Raw genomic sequence first — 13731 nt, forward strand, 5'->3', positions numbered from 1 at the left:
ACCCGGACCGCACTCTTTTCAACAAGACCTCACGGCCTGCGCTGGAGGAGCCCGCCCAGCGCATCCAGAAACTGATCGTTTTCCCACGCCAGACCGACGGACACGCGCAGGAAATCTTCATATCCGGCCTGCTTCCAGGGCTTCACGATAACACCGAGATCGATGAGCTGATCGGCGACCTGTTCGGATGGGCGCTGGCAGTTGACGAACAGAAAATTGCCCTTTGAGGGCAAGACCTCGAGCCCCATGTCAGCCAGGGCGCCGGCCATGCGTTCCCGCTCGCGCACCGTCTGGGCCACAGCGACGGCCATCTCATCGCCGTGCTTCATGGCAGCCAGCGCGGCAGCCTGCGCCACACCATTCACGTTGAACGGAGTGCGCACCAGGTTCATCGCACGGATAACATCTTCACTGTTCGACACACCGTAGCCGATGCGCAGCGCAGCCAGACCATAGGCCTTCGAAAAAGTACGCAGGACCAGCAGCGGCTTGTCGTGACTGGCGAGCCGGTCGAAGCAGGAGACATAATCCGGTCCGGCGGCGTATTCGACATAGGCTTCATCAAGGCACAGCAGGCTGTCTGGATGTTGTGCCGCGAGCAGGGCATCCAGCTCGTTCGGCACCAGCCACACACCCGCCGGATTCATGGGATTGGCAAGCAGTGTGAGGCGCACGGGGCGGGCAGCCGCCGTGTACAGCGCGTCCAGATCGATCCTGCGTTCACAGGTCAATCCGATGCGCGTGACGCGCGCCCCCATCATGACGGCGTAGTCTTCATGCAGAGGAAACGAAGGGAAAAGCGTCACCACCTCATCGTCCGGCCGCAAGACGGTGCGGGCCAGAACGTTCAGCAGATCCTCGGAGCCATCGCCAAAGATCACCCGCTCTTTCGCAACACCCGTCTTTCGTGCGATTTCCTCAGCCAGAGCCCGCGCCGAGGGGTCCGGGTAGATATGGGGCCGGGAAATGGCCCCCGCCATCGCCTGTTTCACTGCCGGATTCGGCCCATAAGGGTTTTCGTTCGAGCCGAGTTTGGCGATCTTGCGGCCGCCCGCGCGCTGCGCCACATCTTCAAGCGTGAGGCCGGAGTTGTAGCGCTTGAGCGTGTTGAGCTCTGATCTCGCTGAGAATCTGGGGGGCTGCATGGGAATCTCCGTTGACTCGATCTTTTTAACAGCCTAATTATGTATAGACATGTCAAGAGGAGGGGGGCCTCATGCGCAACAATAATCATGGCTTATCCGACCTGAACTTTGATTTCTCGGGAAAAACCGTTGTTGTGACCGGAGCGAGTCGCGGCATCGGACGCGAGATTGCGCTTGCCTTTGCCCGCGACGGAGCAAAACTGATCCTGACGGCCCGCAGCGCCGGGGCTCTGACCCCCGTGGCACGCGAGATCGAAGCGCTTGGCAGCGAGGCCGACTGCATCGCGCTTGATCAACGCGACGTGAAAACGATCCGCGAACGGATTGACGCGCTCGGTCCCATCGACGTTCTCGTCAACAATGCGGGCGTGGAAGAAGTTCGCGAGACGCTTTCGGTGGACGAAGCGCTCTGGGACAAGGTCGTCGACACCAACCTCAAAGGCGCATTCTTTGTAGCACAGGCGGTTGCGGCCAAAATGGCCAAGGGGAAGGGCGGGTCCATCATCAATCTGGCCTCGCTGACATCCTATGTCGGCGTGCCCGGCGCAGTGCCGTATGGCGCTTCCAAAACCGGCATTCTCGGCATCACGCGGGCCCTGGCGGCCGAATGGGCTCCCCTGGGGATCAGGGTCAACGCGATTGCTCCGGGCTATTTCGAGACCGACATGACCAGCGTCTTCTATGAGGACAAGGCCTGGGTGGAAAAAATGATCGCCAACATTCCCGCAGGCCGCCTGGGAGAGCTATCCGACCTCACTGGTGCTGTAGAATTTCTTGCATCCAGCGGTGCGAATTACGTATGCGGTCAATGTATCGTAATCGATGGGGGTTATCTGGCAAAAATATAGCCAGATGAAAATTTTCGACGTCGAACTGGCCCATTTTTTTGAAAAGTATATATTTATAGTCAGAAGGTGCTTAGCTTCTCTCAGCCGCACTGATATCAGGGACCAAGATGACCGACCATCCAGCCACCAAATCCAGCGCAACACAGCCGGCCCGCGAGATAGCGGTGCGAGCCAGTAATGTTTCGATGGACTTCGGCAGCGGCGTGCTTGCGGTGGACAACGCCAGCTTCGAACTTGAAAAGGGGCGGTTCCTGACGATCCTCGGCCCCTCCGGTTCCGGAAAGACGACGCTTTTGCGGATGATTGCGGGTTTTCAGGAACAGTCCGCAGGTGAGATCACCATCTATGGCAAGCCCGTCCATGCCACTCCGCCGCACCGCCGTTCGATCGGAATGGTGTTTCAGAAACTGGCGCTTTTCCCCCACATGACGGCCGCCGAGAACGTCGCCTTTCCACTCAAGATGCGCCGGTTCAATCCGCGCAGCATCCCGGATCGGGTAGAGCAGTTCCTTGAGCTCGTGAGGCTGCGGGGCTATGGCAACCGGCGGATCAACGAACTTTCAGGCGGCCAGCAGCAGCGCGTTGCGATTGCCCGCGCCCTGGTGTTCGAACCCGACCTCCTGCTGCTCGACGAGCCACTTGCCGCGCTGGATGTGAAGCTGCGTGAGGAAATGCAACTGGAATTCCGCCGCATTCAGCATGAGCTGGGTGTGACCACGATCAATGTGACCCACGACCAGCGCGAGGCGCTTGTTGTTTCGGACGACGTGATCGTCATGGATGGCGGGCGCATCCAGCAGCACGCCCAGCCTGTCGATCTGTACCGCGAGCCGGCCAACCCCTTTGTTGCCGGTTTTCTGGGTCTCTCATCCTCCATCGAAGGCACGGTGACCGCTGATGGCAGGCTGAAGGCCGGAGACGAGATACTTCAAGGGGAACCCGTCGGCGACGTTGCGTCTGGAACGCCGGGGCTTGCAGCCATCCGCGCCGAGCAGATCCGAATGGGTGCTACCCGGTCCGCACTCCAGGCCTGCGATGTGGCGCTCGACGGTCTCGTGCGCGACACGATCTTCGAAGGCGAACGCCAGATGTATGTGGTGGAGGCGGCGAAGCTGCCTGGGGTCGTCTTCAACGTCTACCACCACGACCCCGACAGCTTCGATCTGTTCCATGTGGGGGCCAGCGTGGCCATCGGCTGGAATCGCCGGGACATGAAGATTTTCAAGAACTCAGCGAAAGAACAACACCAACCGAGTCGCAAAAGAGGAGAGTACCGATGATCAAGACCTTTACCCGCCGTGGCATCCTTCGGGCCGGCGCAGCAACAGGCAGCGCCGCGCTGCTCGCGTCCCTCCCGACAACCCGTGTTTTCGCACAGGAACCGGAGAAGCCTTCCGAGATCATCGTCCGCGCCTGGGGCGGCGAATGGGTCGATTCCCTCAAGAAGGGCGTGTCAGACCGCTTTACGGAAATGACCGGCATTGCCGTGCGCCACGATCTCACCGAAGACAACGAGATCCAGCCCAAGGTCTGGGCTGCCGTCGCCCAGAACCGCATTCCGCCGATCCACATCAACTGGGACACCACGACCAACGCGACCAAATCGGCACTGCGCGGCGTGACTGAAGACATCTCTGACCTGCCGAATCTCGCCAACACCACCGAGCTGGCAAAGCCGGTCGGTCTTGAAGGCTTTCCGATGGTCAACACCTACGGTTATGTCTACGTGCTCGCCTATCGCCCCGAGGCGTTTCCGAACGGAGCACCGAAATCCTGGCGCGATCTGCTGGATCCGAAGTTCAAGGGTCGCGTCGCCCTTTACAATGACGGTATCGGCTTCCACTTCCCGGCACAGGTCGCCGGCGGCGGCTCGCTCGACGGCATTCCGGACGCAATGGACCCGTGCTGGGATTTCGTTCGCGAGATGAAGGCGCAGAATCCGCTTCTGGGCGAGGATCCGGACTTCACGACCTGGTTCCAGAACGGTGAGATCGATGCCGCCTGCACCATCTCCACCAATGCGCGCGCCGCCAAGAAGAACGGCGTCGATCTGGCCTGGACCGTGCCGGAAGAGGGCTGCAAGTTCGACACCGACTGCCTCTGGATCCCGAAGGGTCTGCCGGAGAACGAGCTCTACTGGGCCAAGCAGTACATCAATCTTGCTCTGTCCACCGAAAGCCAGCAGATCTGGCTCGATGGTCTGGGCCTGCCCGGTGTCGTGCCCGGTCTCACCCCGCCCGAGGGCCTGGCAGGCGACCCGTCCTATCCGACCAAGCCCGAAGATTTCGAGAACCTGATCCGGATCTCCTCGGCTGTGCAGGTCCAGAACGAAAGCGACTGGTTCGCGAAGTTCAAGGAGATCATGCAAAGCTAGAGCCTCATCATCCTCGCCGGCGAAACCCACGGTTTCGCCGGGCACGGACTGAGGCGGCGTGCCGCCCAACTCCTCTGCGGCGGCGCGCCACGATTCTCCTTCTGCACTGCTCCAGCGGAAAGCCAAGATGCCCGAAACGCTATCCAAGGACCAAGACCGCGCCTCGTTCAGATACCCACTGCGGTGGCGGATCATGGATTTGTTCAACGGAGCGCTGGACAGGTTCTGGCCATCGCGCATGAAACCCTATTCCGGCTGGGCGTTGATCATGCCCGCCCTGCTTCTCGTCGGCCTGCTGGTTCTGGGGCTTCTGCAGATGGCGGAAAGCTCTTTTCACACGCTTGACCGCGCCACCTTCCTGCCGTCCGGGGACTACACTCTGGAGAATTACGGCACCGTTTTCGAGAGCGCGACCTACGGACGGGTGATCTGGCGCTCGGTGCTTGGCGCGCTTCTGACAGTGGTTTTCACTCTCGCGCTGGCGCTGCCCTATTCCTACATCATGGTGCGCACGCATAGCGCAACGGTGCGCAAGGCGCTGCTCATCATTCTGTTTTTGCCGTTTTTCATCGGCCAGGTCGTGCGCGCCTACGGCCTTTTGATCATCCTCGGCACGTCGGGCGTGGTGAACGATGCCCTCGGGCTGGTGGGTGTCGAGCCGATCCGCCTGCTCTTCAACTTCCCCGCCGTGGTCTTTGGCCTCGTGCAATACATGCTGCCCTTCGCCGTGCTCATGCTGGCGCCGGCCCTGACCGCCATTCCACGTGAGACGGAAACGGCCGCCTCGTCACTGGGGGCGAACTGGCTTCAAAGCTTTCGTCATGTGGTGATCCCGATGGCCAAGCCGGGCCTGATTGGAGCGGGGCTGGTCGTCGGCACGCTCGCGCTTACCGATTTCGCCATGCCGGCGATGCTGGGCGGTGGCTCGCAGGACTTCATCGCCAATGCAATCTACGACCAGTTCTTCCGCACCGCGGATCAGGGCCTTGGCGCGGCGCTGGCTCTACTTCTCGTGGTGCTCGGCTCTGTCTTCGTCGGCATCGTGATTTCGATCTTCGGTGCGGGAACCCTGGGAATGGGAGGCAAGCAATGACGGCCACTTCGCAGCGCATCCTGTTTTGGGGCATCGTCTGGTTCTGCATCCTGATCCTGTCCGTTCCCACGATCATCGTCGTCGGCGCCTCGGTCACCACCGAAAACATGATCGCCTTCCCGCCCACGGGTTTTTCACTCAAATGGTATGAGGAAATCGCAATGGCGCGGGATCTGCGCCAGGCCTTTGTCCGCTCGCTCCTCGTGTCGACCATCTGTCTGATCGTGTCGGTGCCGGTGGGCACGCTTGCCGGGCTTGCCCTGTCGCGCTTCCGGATACGGTTTTCGAACGCGATCCAGATCTATCTGCTCCTGCCCTTCACCATCCCCCTGATCGGATCGGGTATCGGCATGATGCTTATTTTCGGCGAATGGCGCGTTCTGGGCAGCCTATGGCCCGTGGGCGTGGCGCTGGCCGTCATCAATCTGCCCTTCATTATCTGGTCGGTATCCTCCTCGGCGGCGGCGCTCGACAGCGACCTCGAACTTGCAGCGGCGAGTTGCGGAGCGGGACGGTTCGAGACCTTCTGGTTCGTCACGCTCCCCGGCGTGATGCCCGGCGTCATTACCGGTGGCCTTCTCATGTTCGTGCTGGCGATGACCGAGTTCCTGGTCTCCCTGCTTCTGACCGACGCGCGAACGGTGACGCTCCCGGTCCAGATCTACAACAACATCCGTTCGATCATCACGCCCGACCTTGCCGCGATTTCCTCCGTCTTTGTCGTCATCGCGCTCTTTGCGGTCTGGCTGCTCGATCGGCTGGTGGGTCTCGAAATCTTCCTGAAATCCAAATGAAGACCTGGCGGCTCCGCGCCGCCGTCCAACCTGACTGAGAGGATCCGTTATGGCTGAAGTAAACGTCCAGAAACTCGCTGGACTTGGAAAAGCGGAACGTGCCGGCCTTATCCGCCGGTCCGAATCCGATCTCTCCTTCTTCCTGGACAAGGTGCAGCCAATCATCGATGCAGTGAAGTCGGAAGGCGACGCCGCACTTGTCCGCTTTGGCCGCGATTTCGACAAGGCAACGCCGCTGACCGCCGAAACGCTCAAAGTGTCCGAGGCAGAGTTTGACGAAGCCTTTGCAGCGGTGGACGATAAGGTGATCGAGGCGATCCGCTTCGGCATTGAGAACATCCGTACATTCCACGAGGAACAGGTGCCAGAGCCCATGTGGCTCAAGGAAGTGCGCCCCGGCGCCTTTGCCGGCGACCGCTATCTGCCCATCAACTCGGTGGCGCTCTACGTGCCGCGCGGCAAGGGTTCGTTTCCCTCCGTCACCATGATGACCTCGGTCCCCGGTGTCGTGGCCAAAGTCCCGAACCTCGCCATCTTCACGCCGCCGGGGCCGGATGGCAAAGTCGACGCCGCCACGCTGGTGGCGGCCCGCACCGCCGGCGTCGAAACGATCTACAAATGCGGCGGCGCTCAGGCGGTCGCAGCGGCTGCCTTCGGCACCGAGACGGTCAGGAAGGCGCAGAAAATCGTCGGCCCGGGCAGCCCCTGGGTTGTCGCCGCAAAGCGGCTTCTGGCCGGCATCATCGACCCCGGCCTGCCGGCAGGCCCCTCCGAAGGCATGATCCTTGCAGACGATACGGTGTCCGGTCGGCTCGCGGCCATGGATCTTCTGATCGAGGCGGAGCACGGTCCCGACAGTTCGGCCTGGCTCGTCACCCCTTCGGAACGGGTGATGGAAGAGGCGCTCGCCACGCTGCCGGAACTCTGGGGCCGGATGACCGAACAGCGTGTCGAGTTCTCCCGTACCGTGCTGACCGGAAAGTCCGGCGGCATCGTGCTCGCCGAGAACATGGAAGATGCCTGTGCATTCGTGAACGAATACGCACCGGAGCATCTTGAGATCCTGTCGACCAAGCCGTTCGACTATCTGGGCGAGATCACCGAAGCGTCCGAAATCCTGCTGGGCACCCATACGCCCGTGTCCATCGCAAACTTTGCGCTGGGGCCGAATGCGGTGCTGCCGACTTCCAAGGGTGCAAACACCTATGGTCCTTTGTCGGTGACGGATTTCGTCCGCCGCAGCTCGGTCGGATATGTCACCGAGAAGGGCTATCCCGAGATGGCACAGGCGGCCAAGACGCTTGCCGAATACGAAGGCTTCTCTTCGCACGCCAACGCCGTCAGCGACCTTCGGCTCGAATATCTGAAAGACATGTGATGCAATCGGTCCGGCTGCATGGTGTCGGGGATCTGAGGCACGAGAATGTGCCCACTCCGCCGGCCCCCAAACACGACGAGGTCACGCTCGCGGTGGCGCTCGCAGGCATCTGCGGCTCGGATCTGCACAATTATCGGACTGGGGCGTGGATTTCCCGCGCCCCCTCCATCGCCGGGCATGAGTTCACCGGAACCGTGACGCATCTGGGTGCGGACGTAACCCATATCGCCATCGGCGATCGGGTGATCGTTGACAGCCGCCATGTGTGCGGAACCTGCCCCGCCTGCCTTGACGGTCTTAGCCAGGTCTGCGCCCGGCTTGGCTTCATCGGCGAGAGTATCGACGGCGGGTTTGCCGAACATGTCACCCTGCCCGCCCGCAATGTCATTGCGGCACCGGACGGCGTTGCGGATCGCCATCTGGCGATGGCCGAACCGCTTGCGGTGGCGCTGCATTCACTGAACCTCATGGCCGTGCCTGGTGGCGCCGAAATCATTGTCACCGGTTGCGGGCCAATCGGTGCGTTGATCGCGCTTCTCGCAACAAGGGCGGGGCACCCGGTGCGCGTTCTCGACCGAAACGGGGATCGCACCGAACTGGTTTCAGGGGCTACCGGGGCCAGAGTGACAAGCCTTGAGGAGCTTGAAAGCCATCGCTTCCGCCATGCGATCGACACCACCGGTAACACGCATGTCATCCGCAGCCTCATGGCGAACATCGCCGGGACCGGCCGCCTCGGACTGGTGGGGATCGGCAACGCGGCCGAAATGATAGACCCGGTGCAACTTGTCGAGCGGGAAATCGCGCTGATCGGCTGTCACGCCTTCGGGGACGAGCTTGTGCAGATCACCGCGATGCTGCCCGAACTCGCACCACACCTAGACCCCTTCATCTCCGCCACAATTTCGCTGGCCGATGTGCCCGCGGCCTATGAACAGCTTCTCTCCGGAGAAGCCGCGGGGATCAAGACGCTTATCCACTGCGGGAGACCAACATGACCACCGAGACCAGCGCCCTGTCGCGCACCGCCGAAATCCGCGCCGTGGCGCGGCAGGACGCGGCCCGCGCTGCCGGGATGCTCGAAGCCTTCATCTCGGGTCTCTTCGACATTCCGGTGACGGACCTCGTCATCAATGTGGACCAGTATTCGCTGAATTCGCTCAATGGCTTTTTCCGGTCGGGCACCGAGGACTTCTTCTTCAAATTCCACCAGGAAGAGGGTGAAGAAGAGATGACGGGAGAATATTATCGGGCGGACATCCTGTCCGGTGCCGGTCTGCCCGTGGATCAGCCGGTCCACATGTCCACGCTTCCCGGCGAACAGCTTCTGGTCTATCGCCGCCGTTCGGACCCGCGTTTTTCCGACATTCTGTTCGAACTCGACCAGAAGCCGGATGCCGCGGCGATCGAGCGCGCCCGGCAGGCGGAAACCGAACTGAACGATCAAATCCTGAAAGTCGCACGCGCGACGCTCAGCCCGATAACGCCCGAAGAGGCGGCAGCGGAGCCGATACACCGCCTGTTTTTTGAACGACTTATCGATCTGCCCGGCGGGCACTATCCCGGTGGACGGCTGGCCCGGTTCTATGTGGGCAAGCGCTTTGATTTCCCGAACGGCGTGTCGCTGTACTGGGAAGACATCGCCGACGCGACGATACGGGTCAACGGAGTGACCTATGCGGGTACGCTGCGACAGGCGTTCGACGCGGCGCACCGGCGCTACACGCCCACTAACACCGCATCGGCGGGCGGGATCGTGGCGCATGGCGACGCACACAATGCCAATGTCTGGTACATGCGCTCGAAGGAAACCGACCGGCTGGCTTTTTTCGATCCGGCATTTGCCGGTAACAAGGTGCCGGCACTTCTGGCCGAGGTGAAATCCACCTTTCACAACATCTTCGCGCATCCTTTCTGGCTCTATAACCCCGAAATGGCGGCCGAGCGCTATCAGGCGGAAGTCCGGCTGGAAGACGGTGTTGCGAGTTTCGAGACGGACTGGCGCCCCTCGCCGGCACGGCTGGCGCTTCTCGAGGCCAAGGCAACATCATTCTGGGTCCCCTGGCTGCGTCATCTGCGAGATGAAAACCTGCTGCCTGGCGACTGGGAAGAGATCATCCGCACCGGGCTTTTCCTCTCCCCCACTCTTGTGATGAACCTCAACGCGGGTGAAGGCGCCGACCGGCACAATCCCGTTTCCTCCGCCATCGGACTTTCGGTCGCGCTTTCGGCGGCGTCACGCCCGATCGACGGGGCGGACATGTTCACGCAGTTCTTCAACAGGATCCGGCCGGAATGAGCCTCGATCGTCGGTATCAGAATGTCGAGGACTTTGCCGCTGCCGCCCGCCGGCGTCTGCCACGTATCTTCGCTGATTACATCGACGGTGGGGCATTTTCGGAAACGACATTGAACCGAAATCGGACGGGTTTCGATTCCTATGCGCTGCGGCAAAGGGTGCTGACCCCACTCGCGCCGGCCACCGATCTTTCGGTAACCGTCGCGGGACGGCACGCCGCCCTGCCTTTTGGGCCCGGACCGGTTGGTTTCATGGGTCTCTATCGACGGAACGGCGACATCGCGGTCGCACAGGCGGCGGCGAATGCCGGTGTGCCCTTTATCCTGTCGACCTTCTCCATCAACGGACTGCGCACCATCCGGCAGGCCACCGGTGCGGTGCCCGATTTCCAGCTTTATCTCGATGAAGACCCGGACGTGAATGCGGCACATCTCGAAGCCTGTCGCAGGGAGGGTGTGAGCCGCATTTTCCTGACTGTGGACACGGCCATCACCTCGGTCCGCGAGCGCGATGTCAAAAACGGGTTTCGCAGTGTGGACCGAATGACACCGGGGCTCATGTGGCAATTCGCAAGACGTCCCGGATGGTCCTTCGATCTCCTGCGTGGCGGATTTCCCGAGGTGGAACTGGTCAAAGGCAGACCCGAATTCGGACGCGGCGCGCTGGCGCAGGCCGGAAACCTTTCGCGCAGGCTCGACAAGAACCTGACCTGGGACACGGTGGCAAAACTGCGTGATGACTGGTCCGGGCAGCTTTTCGTCAAGGGAATATCCGACCCCGAAGACGCCGCGAAAGCCCGTGACGCAGGCGTCGACGGCATCGTTCTATCCAACCATGGCGGACGCCAGCTGGACCACGGCCTCGCCACCATATCTCAGATCGCCGCTGTCCGACAGGCACTCGGCCCCTCGGTCGCGCTCATGGTCGATAGCGGATTCCGGCGCGGCAGCGACGTTGTCAAAGCGCTGGCCCTGGGTGCTGATTTCGTCCTGCTGGGTCGCCCCTTTGCTTGGGCCGTTGCTGCCGCGGGCGAACAGGGCGTCTCGCATATGTTTGCGCTCTTGGCAAAAGAGATCGAAATCACCCTGAACCTCGCTGGTCTGTCTTCGCTCGACGAGATGCGGGATGCAAACGGCGAGATGCCGCAGATAGTCACAATGATTTAGTCAGCCAGCCGCGCGGTGCATATTGCTCAGCATCGCGGCGAAGGCGGATGTGACCTCCATCCCGATGCGGCGCGGCTTTCTCTATCTTGTCGCCATCATGGACGGGTTCAGCCGCAAGGTGCTGGCCTGGCGGCTGTCGAACACGATGGAGGCCGATTTCGGCGTCGCTGCTCTGGAAGAGGCGATCGCCCGGCACCGCAGGCCGGACAACGTCAACACCGACCGGGGAAGCCGGTTCACCTGCTTCGCCTTCACGGCGACGCTGAAGGCGGCCGGCATCCGCATCTCCATGGACGGCCGCGGCCGCTGGATGGACAATGTATTCATCGAGCGGCTGTGGCGCAGCCTCAAACATGAGTGCGTCTTCCTCAACGCCTTCGAGACCGGAAGCGACGCCCGCACTCGACCTTTGGCGGCAGGACGCCCGACGAGGTCTATGCCGCGGCGGAAATGACGGAGCAATTGGCGGCATAGAAACGAACCCGATCCCCCTTAGCCAAGCCGCCAAACTGTCTCACCAGGCGCGACCACCTCTATTTGCGGGCAGAGCACCGACCTGAAAGCCCACCTGATCCCCAGGGATGATTTACCCCCCGGCTGGCGGCGCGCATAACCTGCCATAACCGTAGCAGCTGGAGAAAATAGTGGCTGAAGCAGGGATCGCACGTGGCGGGGAACACGTCTATTCGGGCACCGAGGAGGCGATGGCCTATGATCGTGCCGCGCGTGCTTTGTCCGATAGATCGAAGCTAAAGCCGGTGGCGGTGCTCGGCTATGGCAAAGACCCTGCGCAGAAAACCGAGATCTATCGCCCACATGCTGTCGAACCTACGGAACCGCTACCTGTTCTAGTCTTCCTTCATGGCGGCGCATGGATCGCCGGCGGCTTCCAATGGCTACGTTTCATGGCTGAGGCCGTGGTCGCGCAGCCCGCCATATTCGCGGCCGTTACCTATCGTCTGGCCCCCAATCACAAATGGCCCAGCCAGCTGGAAGACGGTATCGGCGCATTGCGGTTGATCCAGGCGCGGATCTCCGACTATGGCGGCGATCCTGATCGCATCGTGCTGGGGGGGCATTCGGCGGGCGGCCAGATCGCTGCCATGACCGTTCTGTCCCGGCAGGCGGCGCCGGTCCACGCGTGCATGCCGGTCAGCGCTCCGATGGACCTGCGCTACGGCGGGGTCGCGTCCGACACCGGCAAGGGGCGGGTGTACCGCTTTCTGTTCCGCGCGGCGCAAGACGATGCCGGCGCGAGCCCGATATGCGCGCTCGCCGGCAACCGGACGCCGTTCCACCTCATGTGGGGCGCGTGCGATTTCGACCATATCCGCGATTCAAGCGCGCGGATGTGCGACGCCCTGCGCGATGCCGGCCAGCCCGTCACCAGCACCATCGAGCCGGGCGCCGGCCACTTCGACACGCATTTGCGGCTGAACAGCCCCAATGACGACTGGTACCGGGCATTTCGGGGTCTTGCCGGTCGGCCCGGCAGGTCCGTCGGCGCGTGCGCATAGAGACGAAACAACGCAAGGGCAAACCGCGGATCACGGTTGCCTTGCGCGATCCAATCATAAAGGAGGAAGACCATGAAATCTTTGTTTGAGAGCATTTCGGTTGCCGCAGCGACCGCTTTCCTGACGGTCTGCGTCTCCGGTTCGGCCGCCGCCCAGACGGTGCTGACCGTGTCGGGCTGGACGCCGCCCAAGCATCACTTCACGCAGCTCTTGCAGAACGACTGGGCCGAGATGGTCGAGCGCGAATCCGGCGGCCTGCTGAAGATCCGTTATCTGCCCAAGGCGCCCATGGGCGCCGCCCAGACGTTCGACGGCGTGCGCGACGGCCTGGTCGACATCAGCTTCATCTCCCACGGCAACAATGCCGGCCGTTTCCGCCTGACCAAGATCGCCGAGTTCCCGCTTCTCGCGAACGATGCCGAGACGCTTTCGGTGGCCTATCAGCGTGTCTTCGAGCGCAGCCTGGCTGACGCCAACGAACATGACGGTGTCGTGCCGCTTGCGATGTTCACGCCGGGGCCGGGCCACCTGATGTCGCCGAAGAACGCCTATCTGGAGAAGGCCTCGCTGCAGGGCCAGAAGCTGCGCGCTCCCGGCGGCATGGCGTTCGAGCTCGCCACCGTCCTCGGCGCGGCTCCGGTGTCCCGTCCGGCCTCGGAACTCTACGAGCTGCTGAACGGCGGGATCGTCGATGGTGCCTTCATGCCCGCCGACGTCTTCGGCGGCTGGCGGCTGGAGGACCTGATCCAGCACGTCGTTTCGGCTCCCGGCGGCTTCTACAACGCCAGCTTCGCCCTGGTCATGAACGAGGACAAGTACAACTCCCTCACCGACGGGGAACGGGCGGCCCTGGCCAAGGTGACCGGCGAGACCTTCTCGCGGATCGCCGGCCGTGCATCCGACGAGGCCGATGCCCGTGGCTGGAAGATCTACCAGGAGAAGGGCGGTGAGGTGCATCAGGCCCCGGACGCGTTCGTGGAGGAAATCCGGGCCTCGATCAGCCCGCTCGAGTCGGATTGGGCAAACTCAGTCGAAGATACCAAGATCGACGCCGCCGCCGCCCTGGCCGACCTCCGCGCCGAGATCGAGAAGATGAGCGCCGAATAGGGGCTCATCG

The 13731-nt window shown here is 62.2% G+C and carries 12 protein-coding genes and 1 pseudogene; 12 read left to right on the top strand and 1 reads right to left on the bottom strand.

Translation table 11 applies throughout. From position 1 onward, the window contains the following. Nucleotides 1-29: 29 nt before the first annotated feature. Nucleotides 30-1145: a histidinol-phosphate transaminase gene (gene hisC / locus ACT2B0_RS16385; protein WP_473459281.1), complete on the bottom strand. Its 1116-nt coding sequence runs from the start codon at nucleotides 1143-1145 to the stop codon at nucleotides 30-32. Nucleotides 1146-1216: 71 nt separating this feature from the next. Here hisC and ACT2B0_RS16390 point away from each other — a divergent pair, with 71 nt between their 5' ends. The 12 genes and pseudogenes from ACT2B0_RS16390 to ACT2B0_RS16445 all read left to right on the top strand — a co-directional run bounded on the left by ACT2B0_RS16390 (nucleotide 1217) and on the right by ACT2B0_RS16445 (nucleotide 13721). Continuing rightward, the gene (locus tag ACT2B0_RS16390; RefSeq protein ID WP_473459283.1) at nucleotides 1217-1993 is read left to right on the top strand and encodes an SDR family NAD(P)-dependent oxidoreductase; all 777 of its coding nucleotides are present in this window, start codon (nucleotides 1217-1219) and stop codon (nucleotides 1991-1993) included. A 107-nt stretch (nucleotides 1994-2100) separates the two neighbouring features. Further along, nucleotides 2101-3273, top strand: coding sequence for an ABC transporter ATP-binding protein (locus ACT2B0_RS16395; RefSeq protein ID WP_348393605.1), 1173 nt, complete (start codon nucleotides 2101-2103; stop codon nucleotides 3271-3273). Continuing rightward, complete coding sequence (locus ACT2B0_RS16400) at nucleotides 3270-4367, top strand: ABC transporter substrate-binding protein (RefSeq protein WP_348393604.1); 1098 nt, start codon at nucleotides 3270-3272, stop codon at nucleotides 4365-4367. The genes ACT2B0_RS16395 and ACT2B0_RS16400 overlap by 4 nt, the downstream gene beginning before the upstream one ends. A 193-nt stretch (nucleotides 4368-4560) precedes the next feature. Next, nucleotides 4561-5460: an ABC transporter permease gene (locus tag ACT2B0_RS16405; protein ID WP_348393603.1), complete on the top strand. Its 900-nt coding sequence runs from the start codon at nucleotides 4561-4563 to the stop codon at nucleotides 5458-5460. Next, nucleotides 5457-6254, top strand: coding sequence for an ABC transporter permease (locus ACT2B0_RS16410; RefSeq protein WP_473459286.1), 798 nt, complete (start codon nucleotides 5457-5459; stop codon nucleotides 6252-6254). The genes ACT2B0_RS16405 and ACT2B0_RS16410 overlap by 4 nt, the downstream gene beginning before the upstream one ends. 49 nt (nucleotides 6255-6303) lie before the next feature. Further along, nucleotides 6304-7632, top strand: coding sequence for a histidinol dehydrogenase (gene hisD / locus ACT2B0_RS16415; protein WP_348393601.1), 1329 nt, complete (start codon nucleotides 6304-6306; stop codon nucleotides 7630-7632). After that, nucleotides 7632-8630: a zinc-dependent alcohol dehydrogenase gene (locus ACT2B0_RS16420; protein ID WP_473466048.1), complete on the top strand. Its 999-nt coding sequence runs from the start codon at nucleotides 7632-7634 to the stop codon at nucleotides 8628-8630. Before hisD ends, ACT2B0_RS16420 begins: the two co-directional genes overlap by 1 nt. A gap of 77 nt (nucleotides 8631-8707) precedes the next feature. Then, complete coding sequence (locus tag ACT2B0_RS16425; RefSeq protein WP_473466051.1) at nucleotides 8708-9931, top strand: hypothetical protein; 1224 nt, start codon at nucleotides 8708-8710, stop codon at nucleotides 9929-9931. Continuing rightward, nucleotides 9928-11097, top strand: a complete 1170-nt coding sequence (locus ACT2B0_RS16430; RefSeq protein ID WP_348393598.1) for an alpha-hydroxy acid oxidase — start codon at nucleotides 9928-9930, stop codon at nucleotides 11095-11097. The genes ACT2B0_RS16425 and ACT2B0_RS16430 overlap by 4 nt, the downstream gene beginning before the upstream one ends. Before the next feature lie 43 nt (nucleotides 11098-11140). Then, nucleotides 11141-11571, top strand: a pseudogene (locus ACT2B0_RS16435) (transposase); the annotation flags it as partial. Nucleotides 11572-11741: 170 nt separating this feature from the next. Beyond that, nucleotides 11742-12614, top strand: a complete 873-nt coding sequence (locus ACT2B0_RS16440) for an alpha/beta hydrolase (RefSeq protein WP_348393597.1) — start codon at nucleotides 11742-11744, stop codon at nucleotides 12612-12614. A gap of 72 nt (nucleotides 12615-12686) precedes the next feature. Next, nucleotides 12687-13721: a TRAP transporter substrate-binding protein gene (locus ACT2B0_RS16445; RefSeq protein ID WP_348393596.1), complete on the top strand. Its 1035-nt coding sequence runs from the start codon at nucleotides 12687-12689 to the stop codon at nucleotides 13719-13721. Nucleotides 13722-13731: the final 10 nt, after the last annotated feature.

The sequence above is a fragment of the Nitratireductor sp. J20-h4 genome (assembly GCF_056780505.1).